The organism is Brucella tritici, from assembly GCF_008932285.1.
GTDB classification, from domain to species: domain Bacteria; phylum Pseudomonadota; class Alphaproteobacteria; order Rhizobiales; family Rhizobiaceae; genus Brucella; species Brucella tritici.
The window spans coordinates 433,635-460,446 of the sequence record NZ_WBVY01000004.1; the positions used below are offsets into that span (position 1 = coordinate 433,635).

Genomic DNA, 26,812 nt, shown 5'->3' on the forward strand with positions numbered 1-26,812 from the left:
GGCCTCATCTCAAGCCATCCAGTTGCCGCCGTCGACCCCGAAAGTCTGGGCGAGGATGTAGTCGCTATCAGATGAGGCAAGAAAAACGGCCATGCCGGTAATATCTTCCGGCGTCGCAAAGCGACCAATCGGCACGGACTTTGCCACCGCCGCTTTTTTCTCACCCGGCTTCAAGCCTTCCCATTTGGCGAAATTCGCATCCACCACGTCCCAATGTTCGCCATCGACCACACCCGGCGCAATCGCATTGACATTGATGCCGTGCTTGACGAGCGCGAGAGCTGCCGACTGCGTAGCAGAAATGATAGCAGCCTTAGACGCGCAATAGAGGGTCACCAGCGCCTCGCCGCGACGACCGGCCTGGCTCGCCATATTGATGATCTTGCCGCCGCGTCCGCGCTTGATCATCACGTTCGAAACCGCCTTCATCATGAAAAGCGGCCCCTTCAGGTTGATGCCAAGCACACGCTCATAGCTGTCCTCGGTCAATTCGTTGATAGGGGCCATATCGAAGATCGCGGCATTGTTGACCAGAATATCGATGCCGCCATATTCCGCATCGATCTCCGCCACGACCTTGTCGATCTGATAGAGGTCGGTCACGTCAAGCTTTACCGCCTTGACCGATGGGCCGATACCGCGTGCAGCCTGTTCTGCCCGCTCAATATTAATATCGGCGATAATAACCTTCGCGCCCTCGCGCGCATAGGCCTCAGCGAAACCAAATCCGATACCGCGCGCAGCACCAGTGATAAGGGCCACCTTGTCTTTCAGTCTCATGGGGATACTCCGGGATATTGCAGCCTGCACTTACAGGTGCGTTTTCTTTTCCGTCAGCAATAACGGGTGCCGTTCAAAGCGCTCCAAAGCCTTGCCGTCGGGTGTAAACAAATGCGCGTCAGTCGGATCAAAACCCAGCTTAGCCGTTTCGTGTGCACGCGCCGCGCTCCCGCCGCCTGCCTCCGCCACGATCAGTCCGGTTGCGCTTTCATTTTGCACATAGAGATAGGTCTCACCGCCAAGGCGTTCGACAACCATGATCTCGCCTTCAAGGATACCATCGGCTGCCGGATGAAGATGTTCCGGACGAATGCCGAGAACCAGCGGCGCCCCAGCACTTACGCCCTCGCTTTTGACAGGCGCTTTGACGGAACGGCCATTTGCAAGCTGAACCGTCACCCCAGAGGCATCAACGGCACTGGCTTTGACCTCGATGAAGTTCATGGTCGGCGAGCCGATAAAGCCAGCCACAAAACGGTTGACCGGATGGTGATAAAGCTCCAGCGGCGATCCCACCTGCTCCACCTTCCCGTCGCGGAGAACCACGATCTTGTGTGCAAGCGTCATCGCTTCCACCTGATCATGCGTGACATAAATCATTGTCGCGTTGAGCCGGTCGTGCAGACGCGCCAGCTCGATACGCATCTGCACGCGTAGAGCAGCATCGAGATTGGAAAGCGGCTCATCGAACAGGAAAATCTTCGGTTCGCGCACCATTGCGCGTCCAATGGCAACGCGCTGACGCTGACCGCCGGAAAGCTGTTTCGGCTTGCGGTCAAGCAACTGGTCAAGCTGCAGCGTTTTTGCAACCTCTTCCACCTTGCGATCGCGTTCGGCTTTGGCAATGCCCGCAAGCTTCAGCGCAAAGCCCATATTGTCGCGCACATTCATATGCGGATAGAGCGCATAGGTCTGGAAAACCATGGCAAGACCACGCTCGTCCGGTGGCGTATCGTTGATACGTTCGCCATCAATCGTGAGGTCACCGCCGGTAATTTCCTCAAGCCCGGCAATCATGCGCAGAAGCGTTGACTTGCCCGAACCGGATGGCCCGACGAAAACCACGAATTCGCGGTCTGCTATGTCGAGATCGACGCCCTTGATAACATCAATATTGCCGAAGGACTTGGTGGCGTTTTTCAGTGACAATGTAGCCATTTCGTTCCCTTTATTTCACAGCGCCAAAGGTAAGCCCGCGCACCAACTGGCGCTGCGTGACCCATCCAAAGACAAGAATTGGCGCGATTGCGAGCGTCGAGGCCGCCGAAAGTTTTGCCCAAAACAGCCCTTCCGGTGACGAGAAGGATGCTATGAATGCAGTGAGCGGACCGGCTTGCGAAGCCGTCAGGTTCAGGCTCCAGAACGCTTCGTTCCAGCACAGGATGATGGACAGCAGCGCCGTCGATGCAATACCCGGAAGACTCAGCGGTAACAGTAGATAGCGTATCTGCTGGCCAACTTTCGCACCGTCCATACGGCTTGCTTCGAGGATTTCACCGGGCACTTCCTTGAAGAATGAGTAGAGCATCCAGACCACAATCGGCAGGTTGGACAGGGTGAAGATGATGATGAGGCCGGTGCGTGTATCAAGAAGTCCGGTATCACGTGCCAGAAGATAGATCGGCACCAGCACGCCGACTGCAGGTAGCATCTTGGTGGACAGCATCCATAGAAGAAGGTCTTTGGTGCGTTTGCCGGGAAAGAACGCCGCTGCATAAGCCGCGGGCACCGCGATAATGAGCGAGAGAATAGTCGCGCCCAGACTTTCGATGATGCTGTTCATGGCATAGCGGAAATAATCAGCACGCTGATTGACCGCGACAAAATTTTCCAGCGTTGGCTCAAAGAATAGTTTTGGCGGTGCCACGGCGTCGATTTCGGTCTTGAATGCGGCGAGCAGCATCCAGAGGATCGGGAAGAACATCAGCAGTGCCACGATCCAGCCAATGATCCCGGCCGAGACGGCAGCCTTGTTGATCTTGCGTTTTGCAGCCATCGGTCAGCCCTCCTAATTATCCAGATTTCGTGCGACAGTCCGGATCAGGAACGCGGCAACGATGTTGGCGAGGATGATGGCGATAACGCCAGCTGCGGAAGCGCCGCCGATATCCCATTGCAGGAGCGCTTTCAGATAGATGAAATAGGTAAGCGTCGTCGTAGCGATACCCGGTCCACCCGAAGTGGTGACAAGAATTTCAGCAAACACCGATAGAAGGAAGATCGTCTCGATCATGATGACGACCGAGATCGGGCGCAGCAGATGCGGCAGCACGATATAATAGAACATTACCGGGCCTTTGGCCCCGTCCAGGCGCGCCGCCTCCATCTGTTCCCGATCAAGTGACTGCATCGCCGTCATCAGGATCAGTGTCGCAAATGGCACCCATTGCCAGGACACAATTATGATGACGGAAGCCATCGGGAACTGCGAGAACCAGTCGATGACCGGCAGGCCGAAACTGCGTGAAATGAAGGCAAACAGCCCGTTCACCGGATGCATCAGCAGGTTTTTCCAGATCAGTGCCGAAACGGTCGGCATGACGAAGAACGGCGCAATGACCAGAAGCCGCGCTATGTTCTTGCCCCAGAAATCCTGATCGAAGATGACCGCGAAAAGAACGCCAAAGACAACCGATATCACGAGAACCGACACGACAAGGATCAGTGTCTTGGCAATTGCGGACCATAAGGTCGGATCGGATAACAGGAAGGAATAGTTCGAGAAACCGGCAAAACCAGTAATGAACGGATTGATGAGATTGTAATACTGAAACGAGAACCACAAGGCCATCGCCAGCGGAACGATCATCCATAGCAGAAGCAGAATGACTGCTGGAGCGAGCAGAGGCCCAGTGCGAACACTGCGACGCGACTTTGCTGCAAAACGTGATTTCGTGCCTGCGGCCAACGCATGGTTTGCTGGCATTCGGACTTATCCTCCCCTTCCCGTTTCGGATTCACCGTGGCGAACCTCTACGAAAATCAGGCCTGCCGCCTTCCTCCTACCGAAGGCGGCAGACCTTTATCTCACGGCTACTTGATGTAACCGGCCTGCGTCATGATCTGCTCGACCTGACGCTGCGCGCCGTCGAGCGCCGCATCGACGCTTTGCTGACCGGCAACAGCCGACGAAATTGCCTGTCCGACCAGCGTGCCTATGGCCTGGAATTCAGGAATGGCCACAAACTGGATGCCGGTATAAGGGACCGGGTCCTTGGTCGGCTTTGTCGGATCGGCGGATTCAATGGCTTTCAGGACAGTATCCGCGAAGGGAGCTGCCTTCTTATATTCCTCATTGGCATAGGTGGACTGGCGTGTACCCGGAGGAACAGCAACCCACCCTTCCGACTTGCCGACAAGCTCGACATATTCCTTCGAGGTTGCCCATTTCAGGAACGACTTGGCGGCTTCCGCCTTCTTGCTCGATGCCGGAATTGCGAGATTCCATGACCACGCCCATGAGGAACCGTTTGGCGTCACCTCGACCGGAGCCTTGGTAAAGGCAACCTTGTCGGCAACCTGGCTCTGCTTTGGATCATAGATGCGTCCGGCGGCAGACGTAGCGTCGATCCACATGGCGCAATGACCGGTCGAGAACAAAGCTTGATTTTCGTTGAAGCCGTTCGAGGTAATTCCGGGAGGGCCTGCTTCCTTCATCAGATCGACGTAGAAGTTGATCGCCTTCTTCCATTCGTCCGAATTGATCTGAGGCTTCCAGTTTTCATCGAACCACCTGCCACCGAACGTATTGATCAGCGTACCGAGGTAAGCCATGTTTTCGCCCCAGCCCGGCTTTCCGCGCAGGCAGAGACCATATTGTTCTTTGGACTTGTCGGTCAGCTTGGTCGCGAAATCCTTAATTTCCGCATAGGTTGGCGCATCGGGCATTTTAAGGCCCGCCGCGTCAAACAAGTCTTTGCGATAAAGTGTAAACGAACTTTCGGCATAGAATGGCACGGCGTAGAGCTTGCCATCGACCGTCAGACCGGCGCGAACCGGCTTGATGAGATCGTCATAGCCGTAATCATCACCGAGATCATCAACCGACAGAAGCCAGCCAGCCTTGCCCCAGATTGGTGTCTCGTAACCGCCAATGGTCAGGATATCGAACTGGCCGCTCTTGGTGGCGATATCGGTCGTAACGCGCTGACGCAGCACGTTTTCTTCAAGTACAACCCAGTTGATTTTATTGCCGGTGGCTTTTTCCCATTCCGGCGACAGTTTCTGCATGATGATCATGTCACCATTGTTGACCGTCGCGATAGTGAGCTCTTCCGCCCACGCAGCCCCGGCCATAACTGCAACACCTGCAGCAGACGCAATAAGCCCTGCAACATAAGACTTGGTCCGCATTTCGTCTCCTCCTTTACGAATGCATAGCAAAATTCTTACATATGTAAAATTTATGGCGCGAGCGTCCGTAGCTTGTCAAGGACGGTTTTCAATTTTGCGTTGCTAGGAGAAACGACCGCTATTGTGAACAGTTCTGAAGGCTGAAATCGCGGACATTTCTACCTGCCAAATTCACGAGCCGATGTTTTAGCACATATGGATATTCACCGCATCATTCTCTGCGAACACATTTGTCTGCTTGACGTTTTGCCCCGCCTTTGACAGTTTGGCTGAACTTCGCCTGGAGGAAAATAAAGGCGAGCGGAGCTGGAGGAACATCCTGAAATCGTTGAAGAAGCGGCAGCCGGGGCCAGATTTTGTCCTGAGAAATCAGCACATTCCAGTGTATGCGGCGGCTTCGCAAAAAACAGCATCGTCGTGTGCATCCTGCCCGCGACAACTGACGAACAGGACGTAAAGACGTGCGCAAGACAATACGCACCATGGAGGATTTTTCGGAGTTTGTTGGGCTTTCACGTCCAACGGTTTCGAAATATTTCAGTGATCCATCATCCGTCCGTCCCAAGACCCGCGAACTGATCGAAGCAGCGATCAAGCAATCCGGCTTTAGACCCAATCTTTTCGCGGTGAACCTCAATCGACGTCGCACGACAATTCTGGGTATAATTATTCCCAACCAGCTCGATCATTTCTACATGGCGATGACGAAGCGCTTGCAGTCGCTCGCAGAGCAACGCGGCTATCTTGCGATTGTTCTGTCATCCGATGGCAAGCCTGAGCTGGAGAAGCAGGCAATTGAAACTCTGCGTTCGCTCAATGTAGCAGGCGCCATCATCGCACCGCTTGGGGAAGCGTCGCAACATTCGACACTGGCGCGCCTCGCCGATGACGTTCCGATTGTCTATGTCGACTCTCCGCTCGACAACACCTCGCCCTTTGTCGGCACCGACAATCTCAAGTCTTTTCATCTGATCGTCGACTACCTGTGCCGCTCCGGCAGCGAGCCCTGTTATTTTTCCATGCCAATGGTCAATAACAACGCTATCAAACGACAAGATGCCTATCGACAGGCCATGGAAAAGCTCGGTTATGAGCCGCGCATCATTGACCTCGAACAAAGCCGAAGCTGGGATTTCGAGCGTTATGCCTTCGAGCAAACCGCGCGAATTCTGCGGGAAAAGGGACGTCTTCCGACAAGCACCGTTCTATGCTCCAATGATCGCATCGCCTTTGGCGTAACCAGCGCACTCTGGCAGGCTGGTCTGAAAATCGGCAGGCTCAAGGATTGCGACGTTCGTGTCGCCGGTCACGACAATAATCCGCTGTCGGAATATACGTGCCCGCCACTCACCACAGTGGCGCAGGATTATAATGAAATCGGGCGACTGGCGATTGAGCTCTTGTTTCGAACATTGGGCGAAACAACGGATGACCGACTGGAACTCCCGGAAACACAGCGCATTTTGCTTAATGCCGAAATCAAACTGCGCATGAGCGCATAAAAATGGCGGGTTATCCCGCCATTTTAGTTTCCGTTCTTTTAGTTCAGGCCGAGCGTGCCGCGCAGAGTAGAAAGATCTTCGGCAAGCGTGGTCACAGGACCAGCAAGTGCCTTGCGATCATCATCCGATAGCTTGTCGTAGGATTCGTAGCCGTCACCCTTCTTATATTTTGCAAGAATGTCGTCGACCGTCTTGAAGTTGGCTTCCACCTTTTTCACGAGGTCTGGATTTTCCTTTTCCAGCAAAGGCTTGAAGAGCTCCACGATCTTCTGGGCACCATCGACATTGGCCTTGAAATCCCAAAGATCGGTGTGGCTGTAACGATCTTCCTCACCGGAAATCTTGGTTGCAGCCACTTCTTCCAGCAACGCAGCGGCGCCGCCGACGACCTTTTCCGGCGGAACAGTCAGATCTTTTACGCGCTTCTGGAGTTCCAGCACATCTGCATAGAGTTTGTCGGCAATCGGAGCGAGTCCTTCAGTCGAATTCTGCGCAAACAGGCCATATTCGATGCGGTGAAACCCGGTAAAATCTTCCGACTTCTCACCATTTTCATGGTCATCGGCTCGACTGTCGATCGAAGCATCAAGATCAGCGAAAAGCTCGGCAATCGGCTCAATCTTTTCATACGAAACGCGCGATGAAGGATAAAGCTCCTTGGCCTTTTCCAGATCGCCTGCCTTGACCGCATCAGTGAAAGCCTTGGTGTCCTTTACCAGAATGTCGAGGTTTTCCTGCACATAGACTTTGTAGTCGGCGATCGGCTGAACGAGGTCCAGTGGTGAAACTTCGGCCTTGGCTGCGCCGAAGCTGAGCGTGAGAGCAACGGCACATGCCGATGCGAGCAATGGCAGACGATACTTCATATTTAGCCTCTCCAGATAAAGCGCATTGCGGGAAATGCGCGTTAAATCAAAAACTTGAGATGCGATCCTCACCCGCGTGCATTTTGCGGACCGCTTGCCTCCAAAAGTGCGCGCGCGTAGTAGTCCTTGTGATCCTGAACACCTGGCAGCGCGAAGAAATACCCGCCTCCAATCGGTTTCAGGTATTCTTCCAATGGCTCGCCGTTGAGCCGGTTCTGAACCGTGATGAAGCCCTTTTCCAAATCAGCCTGATAGGCGATGAAGAGGAGACCCATATCAAGCTGGCCTGACTTGCTGACACCGTTTGAATAGTTGAATGGCCGACGCAGAATGAGGTGCTGTTCGGCATTGGCATCGCGCGGATTTGCCAAACGAATGTGCGAGTCGAGCGGCGTCACCTTGCCGTCTGCATCCTTCGCATAATCGGGAACATCGGCTTCGGTCTTGCCGTCAAACGGCGCGCCGCTATCCTTGCGACGTCCGAAAATGGCTTCCTGCTCCTGAAGCGGCGTACGATCCCAGCGTTCGACGAAATTACGAATAATGCGTACAGCCATATAGCTGCCATTGATCGCCCAGTCCGGCTCTTCATTTTGCTTTTGCACCCAGACTACGCGGTTCATCAATTCCTTGTCGGAGGAATCTGGATTGGCGGACCCATCGCGGAAGCCGAGGAAGTTTCGCGCGCTTTCCTTCGCCCGGGGCGAATGCGGCGGCTGCACTGGAACCGTGCCTTCCTGTTTCCACCGAACCATCAGAAGATCAGGCATATTCTTCATGATGTCGCGCAGCGCATGGATGTTGGTGTCCGGCGTATTCGAACAAAACTGAATGACGATATCCCCGTGGCAGATGTCCTTCTGCAAGGCGTCGTTGGGGAAGCCGGTCATGCGTTGCAGAAGTTTCGGCTTCAACGGCTTCAGACCGAAGCGATCATCGAACAAGGATGAACCAAGCGCGATCGTAACCGTGAGATTGTCCGGCGTGACGACAGGTCCAAGGATGCCGGAATCCGATGGCGGAAACTTCGCGTCGAGTTCTGGCGGCTCCCCGCCCTTCATCAAGAATTCGGTCCGCTCGGTCAGCAGCTTGAACATACGTTCGAGTTCAGCGCGGTCACGCGCCAGCACATCGAAGGAGGCGACAAGACCGGCAGCGGGTCGCGGCGTAACAATGCCCGGCTGGTGCTTTCCGTAAAAAGGCTGGCTTTCGTGAAGCTTTTCACTTTCCGGCGCATTGGTCACGCTTTCCGAAGAAAGAGCATGGGCCGCCTGCGGAGCAAGCACGCCTGCGACGGCTCCGGCAACCCCGGTTGCACCGGCCCCGAGGAGCAGTGCGCGGCGGCCAGCTGAAACAGGTTCTTCAGTGGTAATCTTATCAGTTTTGAAAAATTTTCTGGTCATCAATCTACCCCAAGCTGATCGCGGAGTTTCGTAAACTGTGCAGCGAGTTGAGCCGCACCTTCCTTCATTTTCGCCTTTTCATCAGACGACAGAGCATCGTACGCTTTGTAGCCGTTGCCTTCGGCCCCTGTACCAAGCAGCGCCTTGATCGAAGCCACATCCTTGTCAATGCCTTCAAAGGCTTTCGGATCAGCCTTTACAACGATGGGGCGCAGGACATCGGCAGTCTTCCCGGAACCTTCGAGGAGGCCAGACAAAGCCTGCAGATCGGTGTGCGCATAGCGGTCTTCACCGGCATCAGACGCAGTCGAAGCAAAACGGTTCAATGCGGAAGCAGTGCCCGCCATCATGCGATCCGGTGAAATGCGAAGCCCGCGAATACGCTCTTTCAATGCAGTAGCATCCTGCTCAAGCTTGCCAGCAACAGGCGCCAGTCCATCGACAGATTTCTGTTCGAACAAACCGTATTCAATACGGTGCAAACCACCGAACGCAGGGTCCTGCTCACGCTTTTCAAAATAATCCGCGCGAGCATTGATAGCTGTATCAAGATCGGAGAACGCCTCCGAGACAGGAGCAATGCGCGCATAGGCTTCGCGCGCAGGACCGTAAGCCGCTTGTGCGGCCTCTAGGTTGCCGCTCGCTATTGCCGTGGAAAGTGCCGCAATAGCTTTCTGGAATTCAGCGACCTCTGTGGTCAGATAAATCTGATACTCGGCCAGTGCACCAATGAAAGCGGTAAGCGGAAGCTTGCTCTTTTCCGCTTCGCTGGCAGCAGTCGCAGTTACAGTCAGCTTGCCGCGCGGATTGGAAAGGAGCCCGCAGGTAATCTGGTATTCGCCGGGTGTCAGCTTGGCGGTTATGGTCTGCTTGAAGCCAGGCGCAATATTTTCGCGTTCTTCAAGAACCATCACACCGTCAAGGATTTCCCACTCGACCGTCCGGTCCGACTTATTGACGATTTCAAATACCGAGCGCCCGGCCGGAACCGTCAGTTCGTTCGGCTCGCAGCTTTTTGCGTTGATAGCGACCTGTATTTTGTCACCGGCTTCTGCATGGCGGGCTTTGTCCGACACTCGGGATGCGTAGTAAAACGCAGCACCAGCGGCGAGCAGCAACAGCACGGCGAGAGCAAGACCTATGCGGACCAGATTGCGCGATATGGGTTCAGCGGGTTTCGGATTCGTCATTGAAATCTCTTTTACTGTGCGCTTGTTTTGGCCTGGCCTGCGGTTGCCGGTGCACTGGCTGGCATCAGGAACAGGATGAGCGCCGGAACGAGGAAGGCGACATAGGCGACCACTTCACTGACGGTCGGCGTTGCGATGTAACCGAAAACACCCGCCAGAACCGAGCCAAGCGTGCTGTCGAGTGGCAGAACATCACTCATATCGAAAACAACCGTCTGGAAATGGTTCCAGATACCAGCTTCGTGCAGCGCCATGACAGAATTGGCGAGAATGCCCGCCGCGATGATCAAAATGAAAACACCGGTCCAGCGGAAGAAGCGACGAAGGTTCAGCTTCAAGCCACCTTTAAAGATGCCGTAGCCAACGGCGGCGGCCAGCAACACACCGAGAAGCGCGCCAAGCGGTGCGGCGGCCCCTTCGCTCTGCTGAAAAGCAGCCAGCAGAAAGAAGACCGATTCCAGTCCCTCACGTGCGACGGCGAAGAACACCATCAGAATGAGACCGAAGCCTTTGTGCGTTGATGTCTGAAAGGCTGCATCGATGGAGTGATGCAGTTCCGATTTGATGGAGCGTGCAGCCTTGCGCATCCAGAACACCATTGAGGTCAGTACAACAACGGCAATCAGACCAATAATGGCTTCGAAAAGCTCCTGCGCTTTCTGCGGGAATTCCGCACTCAGAAGCTGTAGGATAGCCCCAACGGTAAGCGACATAGCCAAAGCAAGCAAAATGCCGATCCAGACTACGGGCATCCATGCGCTACGCCCGGTCTGGTGAAGATAACTGGCTATAATACCGACGATCAGCGCTGCTTCAACGCCTTCGCGGAACATGATGAGAAAAGGTACGAGCATTCCGACTATCCAAAAGACAGAGAAATCGGCCTGTCCTTTGGTCGCTTCTCTTCAAACCCGGCATGAAGCCTTCGTCATTTGGTCATCTTTTATATCTGCTGAGCCGGCGCTGCAAGTTAAATGAAGTTGACCAGTACGGGATTGTTTTAGAATTATTCTAACTATTTCAGGAACTTATGAGTCCGTTTGTTAGCGAGGAATGATAGTCTGCCAAGTTCAGAGGCGATTGTATAAGTCATTGAAAATGCACTGAAGCCGTGATCCGAGCCCGATTAAACATCGGTTGACTACGAGCTGAAATCAAACCGGTCTAGGTTTCAAATCTCTCGGGCAAACCTGCTTTCCCGGCTTGCGACGGATTAAGCCTGACATAATCTGCCTTCAAATCTTCCGATGTCTTACGACTGCCATCATGGCTCCAGCCGGGAGGCGCGATCATATACATCAGGCGCTGCCGCAAGGTGAGGCCTGGCGAGAATACGTCCTTGAACATACCGACCCATTCGTGAAACGCGACACGCACCGGATTGAATGTGCCGACATTTTTCACGATACCATAGCGAGGCATATCTTCCGGCAACTCCTCCACGAAGGTGCCGAACATACGATCCCAGACAATCAGCGTGCCTGCGTAATTCGCGTCAAGATAACGCGGATTGGTCGCATGGTGTACGCGGTGATGCGACGGGGTGTTGAAGATGAACTCGATAGGCTTCGGCAGTTTGCCGATGGCTTCCGTGTGAATCCAGAATTGATAGATAAGATTGAACCCATAGACGAAAGCGATCACCGCAGGGTGAAATCCCAGCAGCACCATCGGCACCTGCAACACGAACATGCCCGTCATCTGTCCGGTCCACGACTGACGCAGCGCCGTCGTCAGATTATAGTGCTGACTGGAGTGGTGGTTGACGTGTTCCGCCCAGACCCAGCGCACACGATGCGCAATCCGGTGATAGCAGTAATAGCGCAAATCATCGAAGATGAAGGCGATCACGAATACCCGCCAATGCAGACCGAGATCAAAAAAACGGAACTGCCAGACCCACAGCAAAGCTGTCACGGAAACGAAGCCGAGCAACAAGCCTGCTGCAACATTGCCCGCCCCCATGAGCAGGCTCGTGAAGGCGTCTTTCGTTTCAAATTCGCCCTTGCGCCGCCAATAGCGGATAGCCACGAGTTCAATCAGAATCCCCAGCACATAAAGCGGGATCGCAACACGCGTCACATCGAAAAATATCGGATTGCTATCCATGTGGGCTCACCTCCCCAGACGAACCTGAAAGCCAGACTATCACTCTTTCCCGATCCGCAGCATTCCTGAAAAGGAAGCGCGCTTTGGGCCAGGTAAAATCCTTCATATGCAATATCAATTCGGTATTGCCCTTATCCTCAAGAGCAAGGATATCAGCGGCGGTCATGCATCGCGTCAGAAAGCGGTCCCCGACACTATGGACGAGCCCTGTAGATGCGCCACACAACGGGAAAAATGCGGTGCGACGATCATCGGTATAACAAATCTCACTGATTTCGATCTCTGGATAGTCAAGATGAAAGCGCGTTTTGACACTTTCGTCGTCGGGAAGAATGCTGCGTTTCAGCCCTCCACCCAGAAAATGAATTAGCAGAACGCCGAAGCCTATCCCGGCGACAACCATAAGCAGAAGCAGCCGCAAATCCATGAAATCTCCCATTCGCAGCGATGCCAGTCATTCCCGAAGACATCCTAGCCATCAGCCAGTGCGAATACATCCCAAAACTTTGCAGGCTGATTTGCGTGTCGCACCGACTTGCCATTTGCAACGGGAGATTGTTTCGATTTGAAGCACGCCACAGGCACAACAGGATACAAATGCTGACCAATGAGCCGGAGAACACAGCCGGAATCCGAAAAGTTTCAGAATTTTCCGAAATGGTCAAAAATTTCGTGTTTCAGGGGTTGAAGATTGGAGCAAGGTGATACATATCACAGTCACTTACCGCTGTGCCTCCTCCCATTGCGCGCGGTAAGTGTTCCCCTCTGGAGGTTTGCCCTATGTGGCACCTTCATAACTTAGCCGGACTTCCCAGTCCGGCTCTTTTTTTGCCCATATTTCTGGCTCCCTCCTCTTTTCACCAAGAATACGTAACTTGTACAAAGCACTGTTTTAAAAACACTAATTCACAACAATCAGCTTTTTCAAAATCGTCTTTCTGTGTATTAACTTATTTTCAGTTAATCAGTGAAATATACTGGGATACGACGCAAAAAAGCGCCGCGTTTTCCGCGGCGCTTTCCATCGATTGACCTACATTTTATTTCAGCCGTAGGCTGCTACCGGCGGGCACGAACAGATGAGATTTCTATCGCCGCCAACGTTGTCGACACGGCTGACCGGCGGCCAGTATTTTGCTGTCGCATCGAAATCGCCATTGATCGCGCTTGCAGGGAACACGGCTTCCTCACGCGTGTAAGGATGCGTCCATTCCGTTGCCAGTGTATCGCCTGCTGTGTGCGGTGCATTGGCAAGCGGATTGTCATCTGCCGGCCAAACGCCGTCGGCAACCTTCTTCGCTTCGCCTGCAATCGCAATCATCGCATCGCAAAGACGGTCGATTTCCGACTTCGGTTCAGACTCAGTTGGCTCGATCATCAGCGTTCCGGCAACAGGCCACGACATGGTCGGCGCATGGAAACCATAGTCGATGAGGCGCTTGGCTACGTCTTCCACGGTGATGCCTGCGCTATCCTTGAGAACACGCGTATCCACGATGCACTCATGCGCCACACGATCATATGCGCCTGTGTAAAGGATCGGATAAGCGTCCTTCAAACGATGCGCGATATAGTTGGCATTGAGGATTGCAGACTCGGTTGCCTTCTTGAGACCCGCGCCGCCCATCATGCGGATATACATCCACGTAATGACCAGAATGGAGGCGCTGCCAAACGGTGCTGCCGAAACGGCATGTTTGGAACCGATGTCCACATGGCCCGGCAGGTAAGGCACCAGATGCTTGGCAACGCCAATCGGACCAACACCCGGACCACCGCCGCCATGCGGGATGCAGAAGGTCTTGTGCAGGTTCATGTGGCAAACGTCAGCACCGATGTCACAAGGACGAGCAAGGCCAACGAGCGCATTGAGGTTAGCGCCGTCGAAATAGACCTGGCCGCCATTGTCATGGACGATCTCGCAGAATGCCTTGATGCCTTCTTCGAAGACACCATAGGTCGACGGATAGGTAATCATGAACGCGGCGAGATTATCGCGATGCTTCTCGGCCTTGGCCTTGAGATCGTCGATATCAATATCGCCATCCGGGCGGCAATTGACAACGACAACGCTCATGCCTGCCATTGATGCGCTGGCCGGATTGGTGCCGTGTGCGGAAGATGGGATAAGGCAGATGTTGCGATGACCATCGCCACGCGACTGGTGATAGTGGCGGATTGCCAGAAGACCAGCATATTCGCCCTGGCTGCCTGCATTTGGCTGCAACGATACACCTGCAAAGCCGGTGACTTCGCAAAGCCATGCTTCGACGTCAGCTGTCATCTTCGCATAGCCTTCGGTCTGTGCCGCAGGCGCGAACGGATGCAGATTGGCAACCGTATTCCAGCTCACCGGCATCATTTCTGCCGCTGCGTTGAGCTTCATGGTGCAGGAACCGAGCGGGATCATTGCACGATCCAGCGCCAGATCCTTGTCGGCCAGACGACGCAGGAAGCGCATCATCTCGGTTTCCGAACGGTGCGAATGGAACACGTCCTGCGTGAGGAAACCTTCGCCGCGCCCCTTGCCGGGAACGAGAGCCTTGTCGCCATCGACCGGCTTGGCACCGAACAAAACGGCGAGTGCTGCAAGGTCTTCCTCGGTCGACGTTTCGTCGAAGGTCACGCCAACCGTGTCCGTATCGATGATGCGGAGCAGACGACCGCCCTTGTCGGCTTCGTCGACAATCTTCGCAGCCTTACCGGCAACTTTAATCGTTACCGTATCAAACAAGCTGTCGCCTGCGATCTCGACACCAGCAGCCTTGAGGCCAGCCGCAAAGCGTGCAGCAAGGCCGGCCACACGTGTAGCAATAGCCTGCAGCCCTACCGGACCGTGCCAGATCGCGAAAGATGCAGCCATATTGGCAAGCAGTGCCTGCGCGGTGCAGATGTTCGACGTGGCCTTGTCGCGACGGATATGCTGTTCACGGGTCTGGAGCGCCAGACGATAGGCTGCACGGCCATGTGCATCGACCGACTGACCGACGATGCGGCCCGGAATGATGCGGGTCAGAGGTTCCGACACCGCCAGATACGCGGCATGTGGACCACCGAAGCCCATCGGCACGCCGTAACGCTGCATGGAGCCTACAGCCATGTCGGCGCCCCAACTGGCTGGCGCTTCCATGATGGTCAGTGCCAACGGATCAGCAACTGCGATAACCAGTGTGCCTTTAGCCTTCGCATCGGTGATGACCTTGCCGAAATCGCCATAGACACCACGCGTATCCGGCCACGGCACGATGATAGCAGCGGTATTGTCATCGACAGTGCTGCCGGTCTCGATCTGCCAGCCGAGCGGTTCGGCGCGGGTGTTGACGACATCAACCGTCTGCGGATGCAGTTCGCCTGCAAGCAGGATACGGCTGCGCTTGTCGCGGTGATGACGGCAGGCAACGCCTATAGCTTCGGCAACTGCGGTCGCTTCATCGAGAAGCGAGGCGCAGGCAACCGGCAGGCCCGTCAGTTCAGCAACCAGCGTCTGAAAGTGGAAAAGAAGCTCAAGGCGGCCCTGGCTGATTTCCGACTGGTAAGGCGTATAGGCCGTGTACCAGGCCGGATTTTCAAACAGGTTGCGCTGAATGACAGGCGGTGTTTCCACACCATGATAGCCAGCACCGATGAAGCTCTTCTTCACCACATTGCGGCCCATTATTTCATTGAGCTCCGCGAGTGCTGCATGTTCGCTCAAAGCGGCGGGCAAATCGAGCGCGCGATTCAAACGAATAGATGCGGGAACCGCCTGGGTGATAAGGGTTTCCATGGAAGGAAGACCGAGCGCTGCAAGCATTGCGCGCTCCTCTTCCAATCTTGGCCCGATATGACGGGCAACAAAGGGAAGAACCTGCTGCGTCATTTGTTTACCCTACCAGTTTGTCGTAACCGGCCTTGTCGAGCAGACCGGAGAGCTGGCCTTCATCGGACAGCTTCAGCTTGAAAAGCCAGCCTTCGCCTTCTGCGGCCTGATTGATAAGAGCCGGATCGCTTGCAACGGCTTCGTTGACTTCGACCACTTCGCCATCAACCGGCGCGTAAACGTCGGAAGCGGCCTTGACCGATTCCACAACCACGATGCCTTCGCCTTTCGTGGCCGTGCGGCCGACGTCCGGCAGCTCGACGAAAACGAGGTCACCCAGTTGTTCCTGTGCGTGGATCGTAATGCCAACAGTGGCAACGCCGTTTTCGACGCTGATCCACTCGTGATCTTCGGTGAACAGGATATTGGCCATGGAAATCATCCTTTGCGATAGCGATGCGGAGTGAAGGGAAGCGCCGAAACGTCAACGGGAACCTTGTTGCCGCGAACGTCAGCGAAAACACGTGTGCCGGGGGTAGCGAGACTTGCCTCGACATAGCCCATGGCAACCGGGAATCCTGCCGATGGACCGAACCCACCGGAAGTAACAGTGCCGATCTGGCGACCTGATTCATCAAAAAGGTCGGCTCCGCCACGGACCGGCTGGCGGCCTTCCGGCTTGAGGCCGACACGTTTGGCAGATGCGCCCTTGGTGATCGCGTCCAGCACGGCCTTTGCGCCGTTGAATGTAGCCTTTTCGCGCACAGGCTTGGCTATTGCCCAAGTGAGGCCAGCCGAAACAGGATCGGTTTCCGGCGTGATGTCCTGACCATGCAGGCAGAGACCGGCTTCAAGGCGCAGACTGTCGCGAGCGGCAAGACCAATCCATTCGACGCGCTCGTCGGCAAGCAGTTTCGTTGCAAGCACGCGCGCTTCATCGGCTGGCAGACCGATCTCGAAACCGTCTTCGCCGGTATAGCCCGAGCGGGTCATGAACCAGCCAGTTTTGGGTTCAAATCCGCTCATGAAAGCAAGCTCGGCACCGGCCAGACCGGCATCATTGATGATGGCTTCCGCTTCCGGCCCCTGAAGAGCGAGGAACACGCGGTCAAGCGGATTGACTTTGACGTCTTTACCCGATGCGGCTTCATTCAGATGCTCGATATCGGCATCGGCATTGCCAGCATTGGCGACGACCATGAAACGGTCTTCGCCGAGACGCGTGACGATCAGATCGTCCAGCACACCGCCTTTATCATTGAGGAAGAAAGTGTATTTCGACTGACCTTCCTTCAACACAGTCGGGTCAAGCGGACAGGTTTCGGCAAGAAGCGCTGCTGCCTCCACGCCCGAAACTTCGATCAGCTTCATATGAGAAATATCGAAAAGGCCCGCATGTTCACGCGTATGAAGATGCTCCTTCATCACGCCCAGCGGATAGGTGATCGGCATGTTCCAGCCCGCAAAGCCGCCGAAGCGCGCGCCAGCCTGTTCATGCAAATCCTGCAAAGGCAGGGTATTCAGATGTGCGGTATCGCCCATAACAACTCCAGAGTCGCACGTGTGCCTCCGCAAAATGCGGTTGCTTCGTGCCCCTCTGTCTCAGGCCTGAGAGACTCGCATAGCAAGAATGCTATACTTACACCTTCGGCGCAGGGTTGCCCCTGACTTTCCAGAGTTGTCTTACCCGTCTGCGGTTCCTTGTACCTGAGAGATTTCGGGCGATTTCCCCTTCGGCGGCCAATTGGCGCTCTCCCGCAGACAGACAGTGCAAGAACATCACATTATATGGCGTCCCGACACCCGACGAAACTCCCTTAACCCAATCCGGCGCGCAAGTCATGTAGAATTGTTGTCTCTAACCGACGATTTCCCGGACTTTTGCGACAAAATTTAAAGCAGATGGGAGGTTCAGATTTATACACTATAATACATGCATATTGCGGCACAGACGAGACGACGCATTTACCGGCAACTAAAGCCGTTGGCGGTACGGCTCTCCGACACAATTTGTGGGGCGGCTTTCAGACCGGTGAATTTTTAAAGAAGTTTTAACCAGTTAGCTGCCGAAGCAGCCTGAATCCAGCCAATTTGCCTAACAGGGCATCAGATTGTGATCGCATAATGACCAAGCTGCGCAAAAGCCGTGCAACTGACAAGCTTTAACGCATTGCAGCTATGCAAATCTGTCTCTCCAATTCGAAATGCTTCGAGCCTATATGCTGTTTGCAACAAAGAGATAAGATTTTACTAGGTGAGAGAAATGAACCTGATCCGCTCGTACAACAACTGGCGCCGTTACCGTAACACCGTAAACGAACTGAGCCGCCTGAGCCCACGTGAACTGAACGACCTTGGCATCCTGCCTTCGGAAATCCCGTTCGTCGCACGCAAGGCCGCTGCTCGCTAATAGCACCTCCGGAAGGCATCGGCCTTCTTCAAGGATCGCGAATCTTTATAACAGCGCGGTTCTACAGTTTCCAGAATATCACCGGGGTGTTTTCTCCTCCTCCCATTCCCTCGGTGATTCAAGACCGGATATCCTCCTCCCAAGTCCGGTCTTCCCCATAAAACACCCGTCGCCTCCTCCCGCGACGGGTGTTTTCGTTTATGGGCCGTACTTAAACCTCTTGCGAGGCAAGTCTTGCCGCGCCGCGTCTGTCGAGCGCGACCGAAACTGCAAAGACCACCAGACCAGACAAGGCGAGCAATGCTCCGACTGTCCCTGTCGATGTCCAGCCATAGCCCCATGCGACCGCCAGACCGCCGAGCCAAGCACCGAGCGCATTGGCGAGATTGAGCGCGGAATGGTTGAGGGCTGCCGCAAGCGTCTGCGCATCCGCCGCCACATCCATCAAACGCGTTTGCAATGCGGGGACGAGCGCAAAGCCACCACCGACCAGAAGCACGTTCAAGAATGCGGTCGCCGGATGCTGCATGAGAACGGGGAAAGCAAGCATGACGGCCATATCATAGAGCAGCACCAGACCAACCGTTCCCATGACCGAACGATCTGTGAGACGCGAACCAACTATATTGCCAAGCACCATACCTAGACCGAACATCGCGAAGACGAAAGGCATCCATTTTACATCGACATGCGAAACCTCGGTGACTGTCGCCGCAACATAGGTAAAGACCGAAAACAGGCCACCAGTGCCGATTGCACCAATCCCGAGCGTCAGCCAGACCTGCTTGCGACGGAACGCTCCCAGTTCGCGCAAAGGTGATGCTCCTTCGTCTGCGGGCTGTTTAGGCACATAGATCGCGACCAGCACCATGGTCAGAATTGCAATCAAGCCGACGGACGCAAACATTGCACGCCATCCGGCAATCTGACCGAGAGAGGTCGCAAGCGGCGTCCCGCACAATGTGGCAATGGTCAGCCCCATCATGACCCGCCCTACAGCCTGAGCGCGCTTGCCCGGTTCCGCCAAGGATGCGGCGACAAGTGAAGCGACGCCGAAATAGGCTCCGTGAGGAAAACCCGCAACGAAGCGCATCATGTAAAGACCGCCATAGTCCTGCATGAATGCGCTTGCGAGATTACCGAAAGCGAACAGCCCCATAAGCAGGAAGAGGAGTTTGCGGCGGTCGAGCCTTGCGCCAATCACGGCCAGCACCGGCGCGCCGATCAGAACACCAAGCGCATAAGAACTGATGAGATGGCCGCCTTGCGGAATGGTCACATTAAGATCACGAGCGATATCGGGCAACAGCGCCATAATCGCGAATTCACCGGTGCCTATACCGAAGCCGCCGATGGCAAGCGCCAGTTCCGCCAATCGTGCAGACGAACGCGGCGAAGTTTCCGGCGATGAAGCCGAAGGTTGAATTTTGGACATGAATGGGCCTGAAGGGAATGGAGGATGTCGGACAACCCTACCACCCCTTTCAGGCAAAGGCGATACGCCTTGCTGCGGCGCTTTGACGGCTCAGCAACAGGCAACTATCTGGCCGCAACCACCTCGATTTCGACCTTGAATTCCTCACGCGTGAAACCGGAAACGATCATCAGCGTCGAGGCTGGCGCTGGCTGGGGAAACAGTCTGTCGCGAACATCCATATAAGGACGCATATATGCCCGATCCGTGACGTAAGCGTTGATACGCACGACATCGGAAAGCTCCATGCCGCCATCTCGCAGAATGCGGCGAATATTCTCGAAACAGAGTTCGGCCTGGGTGCCTGCATCTTCCGGCACGCTTGCATCGGGCGCGATACCCAGCTGGCCGGAGCAAAAAATCATTTCGGCATTGGCTTTAACCTTCACGCCATGGCTGTAGGCGGCAAAGGGCGCCGCCATGTCGGCGGGCAGTAGATGTTTCAAACTGTTCATAGTGAATCCTCAAAATTTCGGCGCTGCAGCCAGCATTTCTTTCAGCCGTGCGGCTCCGGCTGCAATATCAGCCTCGGTCGGATTAATACCTGCGGCCAGCAGACGGCGCGCAATCATATGGTCCGCGGGGCGGTTGATGGAATCGACAGCCACAAGCCTGTCACCGGCAAAATGGAAGATGGAGAACGCATTTTCTTCCGGGTTCCCCGAAAGGATATGCCGATCAGCATCGAAGGAAAGTCCCGCGGTCTGCAACTTCATATCGCCCTGATCGGACCAGAACCAGGCGACTTCCCGAAACGGCGTTCCGCGCCCGACAATGGTGCGCGCCACATGCTTTGCCTGATCGGTCGCGTTTTGCACCGATTCCAGCCGCACCCGGCGACCGGCATGAAAATGATCGTAACTCACGCAGTCGCCAATGGCATAAACATGGCTGGCAGACGTACGCAGATTCTCATCGACAACAATACCGTTGTCGATTGCAAGTCCCGCCGTTACCGCAAGCTCGACATTTGGCACCGCACCAGTGCCGATCACGACCATATCCGCCGGGAATATCGTACCGTCCGCCGCTTTCACGCCGGTAACACGGTTATTTTCACCCTCGATTGCCGTCACACCGAGACCGGTCAAAAGTGTGATGTTGGCGGCGCGGCTGCGTTCTTCCACATGGGCGGAGATATGCGTTGCAACCGAACGGCCCAGCACACGAGGCGCGGCTTCGATCAGAACTGTCTTTTTGCCGAGTGCGATTGCGCTATGGGCCATTTCAAGGCCAATGAAACCGCCGCCGATAATGACGACGTTCTCGACATTCGGCATTGCTGCTGCGATGCGACGTGCATCTTCCATCCGGCGCAGCGTGAAGACACCTTCAAGCCCGACGCCCGATACATTGGGAATGCGCGCGCGTGCACCGGTTGCGAAGATCAGTTCAGACCAGTTCAACACGCGTCCATCATCAAGCGCGACTGTCTTGTCTGCTATCGATACACTTTCGACGTGATGGCCGAACAGCATCTCGATATTATTATCGCGATAAGTTGCCTCTGGACGCAGCACCAGACCGCCGCCTTCAGGAGCTTTCAGATAGGATTTGGAGAGCGGCGGCTTATGGTAGGGAATATCGGTTTCGTCGTTGATGAGAACGATTTCGCCTGCATAGCCTTCTTGCCGCAGACTGATAGCAGCCTGCGAACCGGCATGGCCAGCACCAATGATAATGCATCTGTCGTCCATAGGACCTCCGGAAATTTCCGCACATCATAAACGTGTCGCGGCCCGTCACGTGACCAAATAGCCACGGATTCACACCTTAATTGCACGCAATTCGAATATTTAAAACATTTAGTTTGACCGATCGGTCAGATTGTTTAGTAGCATATGTTTAACGCCCTTGGCCCGAGCGTGTAGGAGTTGCAATCTTGAAACGATATTGGTCCGATTATACGAGCGAGGCATTCTCCCGCCTCGATCGCGAGAAGCTTGTGGCGGTTCTGCCCGTCGGCGCAATCGAACAGCACGGACCTCACCTGCCGCTAGCGGTCGATGCTGCTATTGTCGACGGCATGGTGAAGGAAACAATCGCCCGCCTGCCGGAAACAAGCCACGCGCTTTTCCTGCCGACGCAGGCCATCGGCAAGAGCAACGAGCACAGCCTTTACCCCGGCACATTGACGTTCTCGGCTGAGACGATCATACGAATGTGGTGCGAAATCGGTGGCTGCGTGGCAGCAAGCGGCGTCCGCAAAATGGCGCTTCTCAACAGCCATGGCGGCCAGATCAGTGTCATGGATATCGTGGCACGAGAGCTTCGCATTCGCCACAATATGATGGTGGTAAGCATAAACTGGTTCGGCCTTGGAATGCCGGAAGGTGTCTACAACGACCACGACGCTAAGCATGGCATTCATGCCGGGGACATGGAAACCTCGGTGATGCTGGAAATGCATCCCGATCTTGTCGACATGTCGAAAGCACAGGATTTCCGTACACTTACGGAAACTTTTGCAAGTGATTTCAAGCATCTTTCACTGAGCGGCGGTGCAAAGCCTGCCTGGCAGATTCAGGATATCAATCCTTATGGCGCCGCTGGCGACGCAACGCTCGCGACGGCCGAAAAAGGTCGAGCGACCATCGATTATGCCGCTGAGCGTTTGGTCGAGGTGCTGGCGGAGATCGAACGAGCGCCGCTTTCCTGGCTCGACAATCAACCAGCCTGGTAAGGATAATGAGCGTGTCCCCCAACTCGCAAGCTCCGTCCTCTCTGATCGAGATTGACGGCGTCTACAAGCAATATGGCACCGGCGTGATGGCTGTGAGCGACATGTCGCTCAAGATCGAGCAAGGCCAGTTCGTCAGCTTTCTTGGCCCCTCGGGCTGCGGCAAGAGCACCGCGTTGCGCATGATCGCCGGTCTGGAATCAATTTCCGCCGGTGATATCCGCGTTAACGGCCACGCTCCCGGCAAGGGACCTATCGGCGCTCAGGATATAGGCTTCGTTTTTCAGGAGCCGACGCTGATGCCATGGGCCAGCGTCTTCGACAATGTCTATCTGCCGCTGCGTCTTACTGATATTTCCCGCAAGCAAGCGACCCCGCGTGTTGAAGAAGCTCTGGCACAGGTTGGCTTGTCACGCTTTGCCAAGGCTTTTCCACGAGAGCTCTCAGGCGGCATGAAAATGCGCGTTTCCATCGCCCGCGCGCTGGTTACACGTCCGCGTCTCCTCTTGATGGACGAACCTTTTGCAGCGCTCGATGAAATGACGCGCTTCAAGCTCAATAATGACGTGCTGCGTCTTTGGCAGGAACACGGCCTGACGGTAATCTTCGTCACCCACAGCGTTTACGAGTCGGTCTACCTGTCCAACCGCGTTATCGTCATGGCGGCAAGACCGGGCCGAGTGGTTGCTGATATACCAATCATTGGCTCCTACCCTCGCGCCGAAAATTACCGCACGACAGACGCATATGCGAAATATTGCGCCAAGGTTTCCGACGCGCTGACCGCGACGCTTTCCTCTGACGACATCGATCACTGAGGACATGCAAATGAACCAGATGCAAAACGAACTGCCCGTTCTCAATTCCGAACAGGATCGCCTCGCCCGACGCGAACGCACCTTGCGCATTGTCATGCCGACACTGGCAATCATCATCGCGCTTGGCATATGGGAAGGTCTCGTCCGTTACTATCAGGTACCGCATTACCTGATTCCTGCCCCTTCACTGATCGCGGAAACACTCATCAAGGACGGTCCATCCCTGATGGACTCCATGTGGTTTACCATCAAGCTGACACTGATCTCGCTGGCCTGCGCCATTATTGGCGGCGTTCTGCTCGGAATGATATTCGCCCTGTCGCGCCCGATAGAAATGGCGTTTTTTCCCTTTGCCGTTATCCTTCAGGTCACGCCGGTCATCGCTATCGCGCCGCTCATCCTCATCTATGTGCGCGACACATTTTCAGCCTTGCTGATCTGCGCATGGATCGTGGCCTTCTTCCCGATCCTTTCCAACACGGTGATTGGATTGCGCAGCGCCGACCATAATCTGCGCGATCTGTTCAAACTCTATCGCGCTTCTCCTTGGCAGCGGCTGCGCTATCTGCTGGCACCGAGCGCATTGCCCTATTTCATGGCGGCACTGAAAATCGCTGGTGGCCTGTCACTGATCGGTGCAGTTGTGGCTGAGTTCGTTGCCGGTACGGCAGGCCAGAGCACCGGTCTCGCCTCGCGTATTCTGGAATCGAGCTTCCGCAACGAAATTCCGCGCATGTTTGCGGCACTTTTCCTCGTGTCGCTGCTCGGCATCGTGATTTTCCTTGTCACAAGCTGGCTGTCGCGCCTCGTCCTGGGGCGCTGGCACGAAAGCGAAATCCGTCGTGAGCGCTGAAATGCTGACTGGCGTCGCCATAGCCGGGCTTTCCGGACACTACGACATCAAGATCGAAGGTGATCGCATCGCCTCGCTTGTGCCGTCGCAGGTAGTTGGCGGCGGACTTGTCACCCCGCTTTTCGCGGATGTCCACGTCCATCTCGACAAGACGTTCACGATCCAGCGCATTGCAGAAAATGGTGACGCCAGAGTGGATTGCCTGTTCGACGCCATAGACCTGATGGGCACGGACCGGAGGAACTGGAGCGCGGAAGATATCCGCGCCCGCGCTAGCAAAGGCCTTGAAGCTGCATTCGAACAAGGCGTAGGCGCAATGCGTAGCCATGTCGATTGGACGGCCCCGGAAGTCCCGACTGCATGGCCCGTTTTGAACGAACTGCGCGAGGAATGGAAAGGCCGGATCGACCTTCAGTTGGCGGCACTTGTCCACGGTGATCTGGTGCTTGATGCGGGGTCGCAAATCGCTGCCCGCGTAGCGAAAGATGGTGGCGTCTTCGGCGCGTTCTTCTATCGCAATGCCGATCTTGAAGCCAAGATTGAAGAGATGTTCCGCCTCGCCGTGCAGCATGATCTCAACCTCGACTTCCATGTCGATGAAGGCCTGGATGTCGAAGCAAACGGGTTTTCGCTGATCGTATCGGCAACCAAACGCCATGGCATGGCTGGTCGGGTGCTGTGCGGTCATGCCTGCTCGCTATCACTACGCCAGCCGGACGAACTACAGCGCATTATTCATGCTGCCGCAGATGCAGGCACGGCACTCGTTTCGCTGCCCACGACAAACCTCTATCTGCAAGATCGGATCGGCGGGAAGTCTCCGCGCCTGCGCGGTGTTGCCCCGCTTAAGGAAGCGCGCGCAGCAGGCATGGATGTCATGCTCGGCTCCGACAATGTCCGCGATGCATTCTATCCCTACGGCGATTACGACCCGCTCGCCATTCTTCGTCTCGCAGCGCCGGTTTGCCATGTCGAGCCGCAGGACTGGCTCGACAGCATCACCACCCTGCCCGCCCGCCTTATTGGCAGCGAATGCGTGCAGCAACCGCAGGCGGGTGGCGTGGCCAGTTTTGTCTGGCACGACGCAGTAGACCTGAACGATCTCATCAGCCGCCCGCAGGCCCGCCGCGTCGTCTGGCGCAATGGCGTTGCCACAACTCAAATCAACGGGAGAGCCATATGAATTCTGCCGCTCCACAGCGCATCTACGACTGGGCCGCATTCCGCGCCGAAATCGATGGAATCCGCATTTATGACGACCCAAAGCAGATTGAACTGCGCTCGCGCGATTATTTTTGGTATAGCCCGATCCTGACCGAAGATATTGGCCATTATGTCGGTGATCTCGTCGTCATCCCGAAAGATCAGGATGAGGTGCGTCGCGTGGCGGCAGCCGCCGCAAAACTGCGTATTCCGATCACCGTTCGTGGCGGCGGTACAGGCAATTACGGTCAATGCGTGCCGCTCGAAGGTGGCATCATCCTGGACATGACCAAGATCGACCGCATCGTTTCTATCGAACCCGGCAAGGTGCGGGTGGAAGGCGGGGCGCGCATTTCACGTCTCGATGATGCCGTGCGCGAAACCGGTCAGGAACTGTTGATGTATCCGTCGACCCGCCGCATCGCCACGATTGGTGGCTTTTTCTCAGGCGGTTCAGGCGGCATCGGCTCGCTGCGTCATGGCATGTTGCGCGACGATGGCAATGTCTATTCGGTCAAGGTTCTGACTGTCGAACCGGAGCCGAAGATTATCGAATTGAGCGGACGCGACATTCATAAAGTCCAGCATGCCTATGGCACCAACGGCATCATTCTGGAGTTGGAAATCGGTCTTACCAAGGCGACCGACTGGATACATACTGCTGCCTTGTTCGATAGTTACGAGGCAACGCTCAACTTCTGTCTCAAGGCACTGGAAGACAATCTTGACTGCTATCTTCTGACCACGGTTGATCGCCGTTTCGCGCGCTTTTACACCAAGTTCGGCGATCTGTTCCCATCCGACAAGGATGCGGTTTTTGCCATGATCGCCCCCGAAGAAATGACCCGTTTCGAAGCGCTCGCCACCGAATTTGGCGGCAAGGTTTCCTTCGCCATGACGCTGGATGAGTTACACAAGAACGGGCTGCAACCCGCCTATGAATGTGGCTGGAACCATACAACCTTGCAGGCGCTGAAAGCCGAGGAAGGCTGGACCTATCTTCAGGTCGCCTATCCGCGTCCTTTCGACGTTGATGTGGTGACACGCCAGATCGAGCGCTACGGCGAAACACAATATATGCATCACGAAATGGCCCGTCTTGAAGGCGAAGTGCAGATTTTCGCGCTTCCGCTTGTCCGCTTTGAAGGCCGTGACGAGATGTACCGCCTGATCAAGGAACTGGAGCAGGTTGACGGTTGCGACATCTACGATCCGCATGCCTACACCATCGAGGATGGCGGCATGAAAGAGATCGACAGCGTCCAGATCGAATTCAAGAAACTGGCCGACCCGTACGGCCTGCTCAACCCGGGCAAAACGCGCGGCTGGACCGCCGACATGGCTTTGACTGATTAAAACAAGGGGAACCAAT

General features: G+C 55.3%; 24 protein-coding genes and 1 riboswitch. Of the genes, 7 read left to right on the forward strand and 17 right to left on the reverse strand.

Features of this window, described 5'->3' with window-relative positions; genetic code table 11:
- Nucleotides 1-9: 9 nt before the first annotated feature.
- The 5 genes from F9K94_RS16550 to F9K94_RS16570 all read right to left on the reverse strand — a co-directional run bounded on the left by F9K94_RS16550 (nucleotide 10) and on the right by F9K94_RS16570 (nucleotide 5,133).
- Nucleotides 10-780: an L-iditol 2-dehydrogenase gene (locus F9K94_RS16550; protein ID WP_151647006.1), complete on the reverse strand. Its 771-nt coding sequence runs from the start codon at nucleotides 778-780 to the stop codon at nucleotides 10-12.
- A 30-nt stretch (nucleotides 781-810) separates the two neighbouring features.
- Complete coding sequence (locus F9K94_RS16555) at nucleotides 811-1,938, reverse strand: ABC transporter ATP-binding protein (RefSeq protein WP_151647009.1); 1,128 nt, start codon at nucleotides 1,936-1,938, stop codon at nucleotides 811-813.
- A 10-nt stretch (nucleotides 1,939-1,948) separates the two neighbouring features.
- The gene (locus tag F9K94_RS16560) at nucleotides 1,949-2,776 is read right to left on the reverse strand and encodes a carbohydrate ABC transporter permease (protein WP_061347019.1); all 828 of its coding nucleotides are present in this window, start codon (nucleotides 2,774-2,776) and stop codon (nucleotides 1,949-1,951) included.
- 12 nt (nucleotides 2,777-2,788) lie between these two features.
- Complete coding sequence (locus tag F9K94_RS16565; RefSeq protein ID WP_151647011.1) at nucleotides 2,789-3,706, reverse strand: carbohydrate ABC transporter permease; 918 nt, start codon at nucleotides 3,704-3,706, stop codon at nucleotides 2,789-2,791.
- 107 nt (nucleotides 3,707-3,813) lie between these two features.
- Nucleotides 3,814-5,133: an ABC transporter substrate-binding protein gene (locus tag F9K94_RS16570; protein ID WP_061347017.1), complete on the reverse strand. Its 1,320-nt coding sequence runs from the start codon at nucleotides 5,131-5,133 to the stop codon at nucleotides 3,814-3,816.
- Between the two features lie 482 nt (nucleotides 5,134-5,615).
- On the opposite strand from F9K94_RS16570, the gene F9K94_RS16575 reads away from it, so the two are divergent.
- Nucleotides 5,616-6,635 (forward strand): LacI family DNA-binding transcriptional regulator, encoded by a 1,020-nt coding sequence (locus F9K94_RS16575; protein ID WP_151554657.1) that lies wholly within the window; start codon nucleotides 5,616-5,618, stop codon nucleotides 6,633-6,635.
- 38 nt (nucleotides 6,636-6,673) lie between these two features.
- On the opposite strand, the gene efeO (F9K94_RS16580) is transcribed toward F9K94_RS16575, so the two are convergent.
- From efeO (F9K94_RS16580) to gcvT, 9 genes are all read right to left on the reverse strand, one after another.
- Nucleotides 6,674-7,501, reverse strand: coding sequence for an iron uptake system protein EfeO (gene efeO / locus F9K94_RS16580; RefSeq protein ID WP_061347015.1), 828 nt, complete (start codon nucleotides 7,499-7,501; stop codon nucleotides 6,674-6,676).
- 68 nt (nucleotides 7,502-7,569) lie between these two features.
- The gene (efeB, locus tag F9K94_RS16585) at nucleotides 7,570-8,904 is read right to left on the reverse strand and encodes an iron uptake transporter deferrochelatase/peroxidase subunit (protein ID WP_061347014.1); all 1,335 of its coding nucleotides are present in this window, start codon (nucleotides 8,902-8,904) and stop codon (nucleotides 7,570-7,572) included.
- On the reverse strand, nucleotides 8,904-10,094 hold the full coding sequence (efeO, locus tag F9K94_RS16590; protein WP_151647013.1) for an iron uptake system protein EfeO: 1,191 nt from the start codon (nucleotides 10,092-10,094) through the stop codon (nucleotides 8,904-8,906). The genes efeB and efeO (F9K94_RS16590) overlap by 1 nt, the downstream gene beginning before the upstream one ends.
- A gap of 11 nt (nucleotides 10,095-10,105) precedes the next feature.
- Nucleotides 10,106-10,948, reverse strand: a complete 843-nt coding sequence (gene efeU, locus F9K94_RS16595; RefSeq protein WP_061347012.1) for an iron uptake transporter permease EfeU — start codon at nucleotides 10,946-10,948, stop codon at nucleotides 10,106-10,108.
- Between the two features lie 310 nt (nucleotides 10,949-11,258).
- The gene (locus F9K94_RS16600) at nucleotides 11,259-12,203 is read right to left on the reverse strand and encodes a sterol desaturase family protein (RefSeq protein ID WP_151647015.1); all 945 of its coding nucleotides are present in this window, start codon (nucleotides 12,201-12,203) and stop codon (nucleotides 11,259-11,261) included.
- On the reverse strand, nucleotides 12,196-12,630 hold the full coding sequence (locus F9K94_RS16605) for a hypothetical protein (protein WP_235920634.1): 435 nt from the start codon (nucleotides 12,628-12,630) through the stop codon (nucleotides 12,196-12,198). The genes F9K94_RS16600 and F9K94_RS16605 overlap by 8 nt, the downstream gene beginning before the upstream one ends.
- 618 nt (nucleotides 12,631-13,248) lie before the next feature.
- Nucleotides 13,249-16,062: an aminomethyl-transferring glycine dehydrogenase gene (gcvP, locus tag F9K94_RS16610; RefSeq protein WP_151647019.1), complete on the reverse strand. Its 2,814-nt coding sequence runs from the start codon at nucleotides 16,060-16,062 to the stop codon at nucleotides 13,249-13,251.
- A 4-nt stretch (nucleotides 16,063-16,066) separates the two neighbouring features.
- Entirely contained in the window at nucleotides 16,067-16,435 is a 369-nt protein-coding gene (gene gcvH, locus F9K94_RS16615; RefSeq protein WP_010659049.1) for a glycine cleavage system protein GcvH, read from the reverse strand.
- 5 nt (nucleotides 16,436-16,440) lie between these two features.
- Nucleotides 16,441-17,544, reverse strand: a complete 1,104-nt coding sequence (gene gcvT / locus F9K94_RS16620; RefSeq protein WP_151647021.1) for a glycine cleavage system aminomethyltransferase GcvT — start codon at nucleotides 17,542-17,544, stop codon at nucleotides 16,441-16,443.
- A 142-nt stretch (nucleotides 17,545-17,686) separates the two neighbouring features.
- Nucleotides 17,687-17,770, reverse strand: a riboswitch (glycine riboswitch).
- A gap of 495 nt (nucleotides 17,771-18,265) precedes the next feature.
- Here gcvT and F9K94_RS16625 point away from each other — a divergent pair.
- Nucleotides 18,266-18,412 (forward strand): DUF1127 domain-containing protein, encoded by a 147-nt coding sequence (locus F9K94_RS16625; protein WP_002965914.1) that lies wholly within the window; start codon nucleotides 18,266-18,268, stop codon nucleotides 18,410-18,412.
- A 211-nt stretch (nucleotides 18,413-18,623) separates the two neighbouring features.
- On the opposite strand, the gene F9K94_RS16630 is transcribed toward F9K94_RS16625, so the two are convergent.
- The 3 genes from F9K94_RS16630 to F9K94_RS16640 form a co-directional block, all read right to left on the reverse strand.
- Entirely contained in the window at nucleotides 18,624-19,847 is a 1,224-nt protein-coding gene (locus F9K94_RS16630) for an MFS transporter (RefSeq protein WP_151647023.1), read from the reverse strand.
- Between the two features lie 104 nt (nucleotides 19,848-19,951).
- Entirely contained in the window at nucleotides 19,952-20,341 is a 390-nt protein-coding gene (locus tag F9K94_RS16635; protein WP_151647025.1) for a RidA family protein, read from the reverse strand.
- Nucleotides 20,342-20,350: 9 nt separating this feature from the next.
- Nucleotides 20,351-21,583 carry an NAD(P)/FAD-dependent oxidoreductase gene (locus F9K94_RS16640; protein ID WP_151647027.1) on the reverse strand — a complete coding sequence of 411 codons (1,233 nt, stop codon included), beginning with the start codon at nucleotides 21,581-21,583 and terminating at the stop codon, nucleotides 20,351-20,353.
- Between the two features lie 185 nt (nucleotides 21,584-21,768).
- On the opposite strand from F9K94_RS16640, the gene F9K94_RS16645 reads away from it, so the two are divergent.
- Genes F9K94_RS16645 through F9K94_RS16665 form a run of 5 tightly spaced genes read left to right on the forward strand, consistent with a single transcriptional unit; the run spans nucleotide 21,769 to nucleotide 26,796 of the window.
- A complete protein-coding gene (locus F9K94_RS16645; protein WP_151647029.1) occupies nucleotides 21,769-22,569 on the forward strand; it encodes a creatininase family protein in 801 nt (266 codons plus the stop codon).
- A 5-nt stretch (nucleotides 22,570-22,574) separates the two neighbouring features.
- Entirely contained in the window at nucleotides 22,575-23,384 is an 810-nt protein-coding gene (locus tag F9K94_RS16650) for an ABC transporter ATP-binding protein (RefSeq protein WP_151647032.1), read from the forward strand.
- Nucleotides 23,385-23,394: 10 nt separating this feature from the next.
- Complete coding sequence (locus F9K94_RS16655; RefSeq protein ID WP_192799519.1) at nucleotides 23,395-24,237, forward strand: ABC transporter permease; 843 nt, start codon at nucleotides 23,395-23,397, stop codon at nucleotides 24,235-24,237.
- Nucleotides 24,227-25,420: an amidohydrolase family protein gene (locus tag F9K94_RS16660; RefSeq protein ID WP_235920635.1), complete on the forward strand. Its 1,194-nt coding sequence runs from the start codon at nucleotides 24,227-24,229 to the stop codon at nucleotides 25,418-25,420. The genes F9K94_RS16655 and F9K94_RS16660 overlap by 11 nt, the downstream gene beginning before the upstream one ends.
- On the forward strand, nucleotides 25,417-26,796 hold the full coding sequence (locus F9K94_RS16665) for an FAD-binding oxidoreductase (protein WP_061347000.1): 1,380 nt from the start codon (nucleotides 25,417-25,419) through the stop codon (nucleotides 26,794-26,796). Before F9K94_RS16660 ends, F9K94_RS16665 begins: the two co-directional genes overlap by 4 nt.
- The last annotated feature ends 16 nt before the right edge of the window (nucleotides 26,797-26,812 follow it).

Coding starts and splice junctions, on each gene's coding strand:
- F9K94_RS16550 (WP_151647006.1), bottom strand. CDS start 780: ATGAGACTGAAAGACAAGGTGGCCCTTATCACTGGTGCTGCGCGCGGT.
- F9K94_RS16555 (WP_151647009.1), bottom strand. CDS start 1,938: ATGGCTACATTGTCACTGAAAAACGCCACCAAGTCCTTCGGCAATATT.
- F9K94_RS16560 (WP_061347019.1), bottom strand. CDS start 2,776: ATGGCTGCAAAACGCAAGATCAACAAGGCTGCCGTCTCGGCCGGGATC.
- F9K94_RS16565 (WP_151647011.1), bottom strand. CDS start 3,706: ATGCCAGCAAACCATGCGTTGGCCGCAGGCACGAAATCACGTTTTGCA.
- F9K94_RS16570 (WP_061347017.1), bottom strand. CDS start 5,133: ATGCGGACCAAGTCTTATGTTGCAGGGCTTATTGCGTCTGCTGCAGGT.
- F9K94_RS16575 (WP_151554657.1), top strand. CDS start 5,616: ATGGAGGATTTTTCGGAGTTTGTTGGGCTTTCACGTCCAACGGTTTCG.
- efeO (WP_061347015.1), bottom strand. CDS start 7,501: ATGAAGTATCGTCTGCCATTGCTCGCATCGGCATGTGCCGTTGCTCTC.
- efeB (WP_061347014.1), bottom strand. CDS start 8,904: ATGACCAGAAAATTTTTCAAAACTGATAAGATTACCACTGAAGAACCT.
- efeO (WP_151647013.1), bottom strand. CDS start 10,094: ATGACGAATCCGAAACCCGCTGAACCCATATCGCGCAATCTGGTCCGC.
- efeU (WP_061347012.1), bottom strand. CDS start 10,948: ATGCTCGTACCTTTTCTCATCATGTTCCGCGAAGGCGTTGAAGCAGCG.
- F9K94_RS16600 (WP_151647015.1), bottom strand. CDS start 12,203: ATGGATAGCAATCCGATATTTTTCGATGTGACGCGTGTTGCGATCCCG.
- F9K94_RS16605 (WP_235920634.1), bottom strand. CDS start 12,630: ATGGATTTGCGGCTGCTTCTGCTTATGGTTGTCGCCGGGATAGGCTTC.
- gcvP (WP_151647019.1), bottom strand. CDS start 16,062: ATGACGCAGCAGGTTCTTCCCTTTGTTGCCCGTCATATCGGGCCAAGA.
- gcvH (WP_010659049.1), bottom strand. CDS start 16,435: ATGGCCAATATCCTGTTCACCGAAGATCACGAGTGGATCAGCGTCGAA.
- gcvT (WP_151647021.1), bottom strand. CDS start 17,544: ATGGGCGATACCGCACATCTGAATACCCTGCCTTTGCAGGATTTGCAT.
- F9K94_RS16625 (WP_002965914.1), top strand. CDS start 18,266: ATGAACCTGATCCGCTCGTACAACAACTGGCGCCGTTACCGTAACACC.
- F9K94_RS16630 (WP_151647023.1), bottom strand. CDS start 19,847: ATGTCCAAAATTCAACCTTCGGCTTCATCGCCGGAAACTTCGCCGCGT.
- F9K94_RS16635 (WP_151647025.1), bottom strand. CDS start 20,341: ATGAACAGTTTGAAACATCTACTGCCCGCCGACATGGCGGCGCCCTTT.
- F9K94_RS16640 (WP_151647027.1), bottom strand. CDS start 21,583: ATGGACGACAGATGCATTATCATTGGTGCTGGCCATGCCGGTTCGCAG.
- F9K94_RS16650 (WP_151647032.1), top strand. CDS start 22,575: ATGAGCGTGTCCCCCAACTCGCAAGCTCCGTCCTCTCTGATCGAGATT.
- F9K94_RS16655 (WP_192799519.1), top strand. CDS start 23,395: ATGAACCAGATGCAAAACGAACTGCCCGTTCTCAATTCCGAACAGGAT.
- F9K94_RS16665 (WP_061347000.1), top strand. CDS start 25,417: ATGAATTCTGCCGCTCCACAGCGCATCTACGACTGGGCCGCATTCCGC.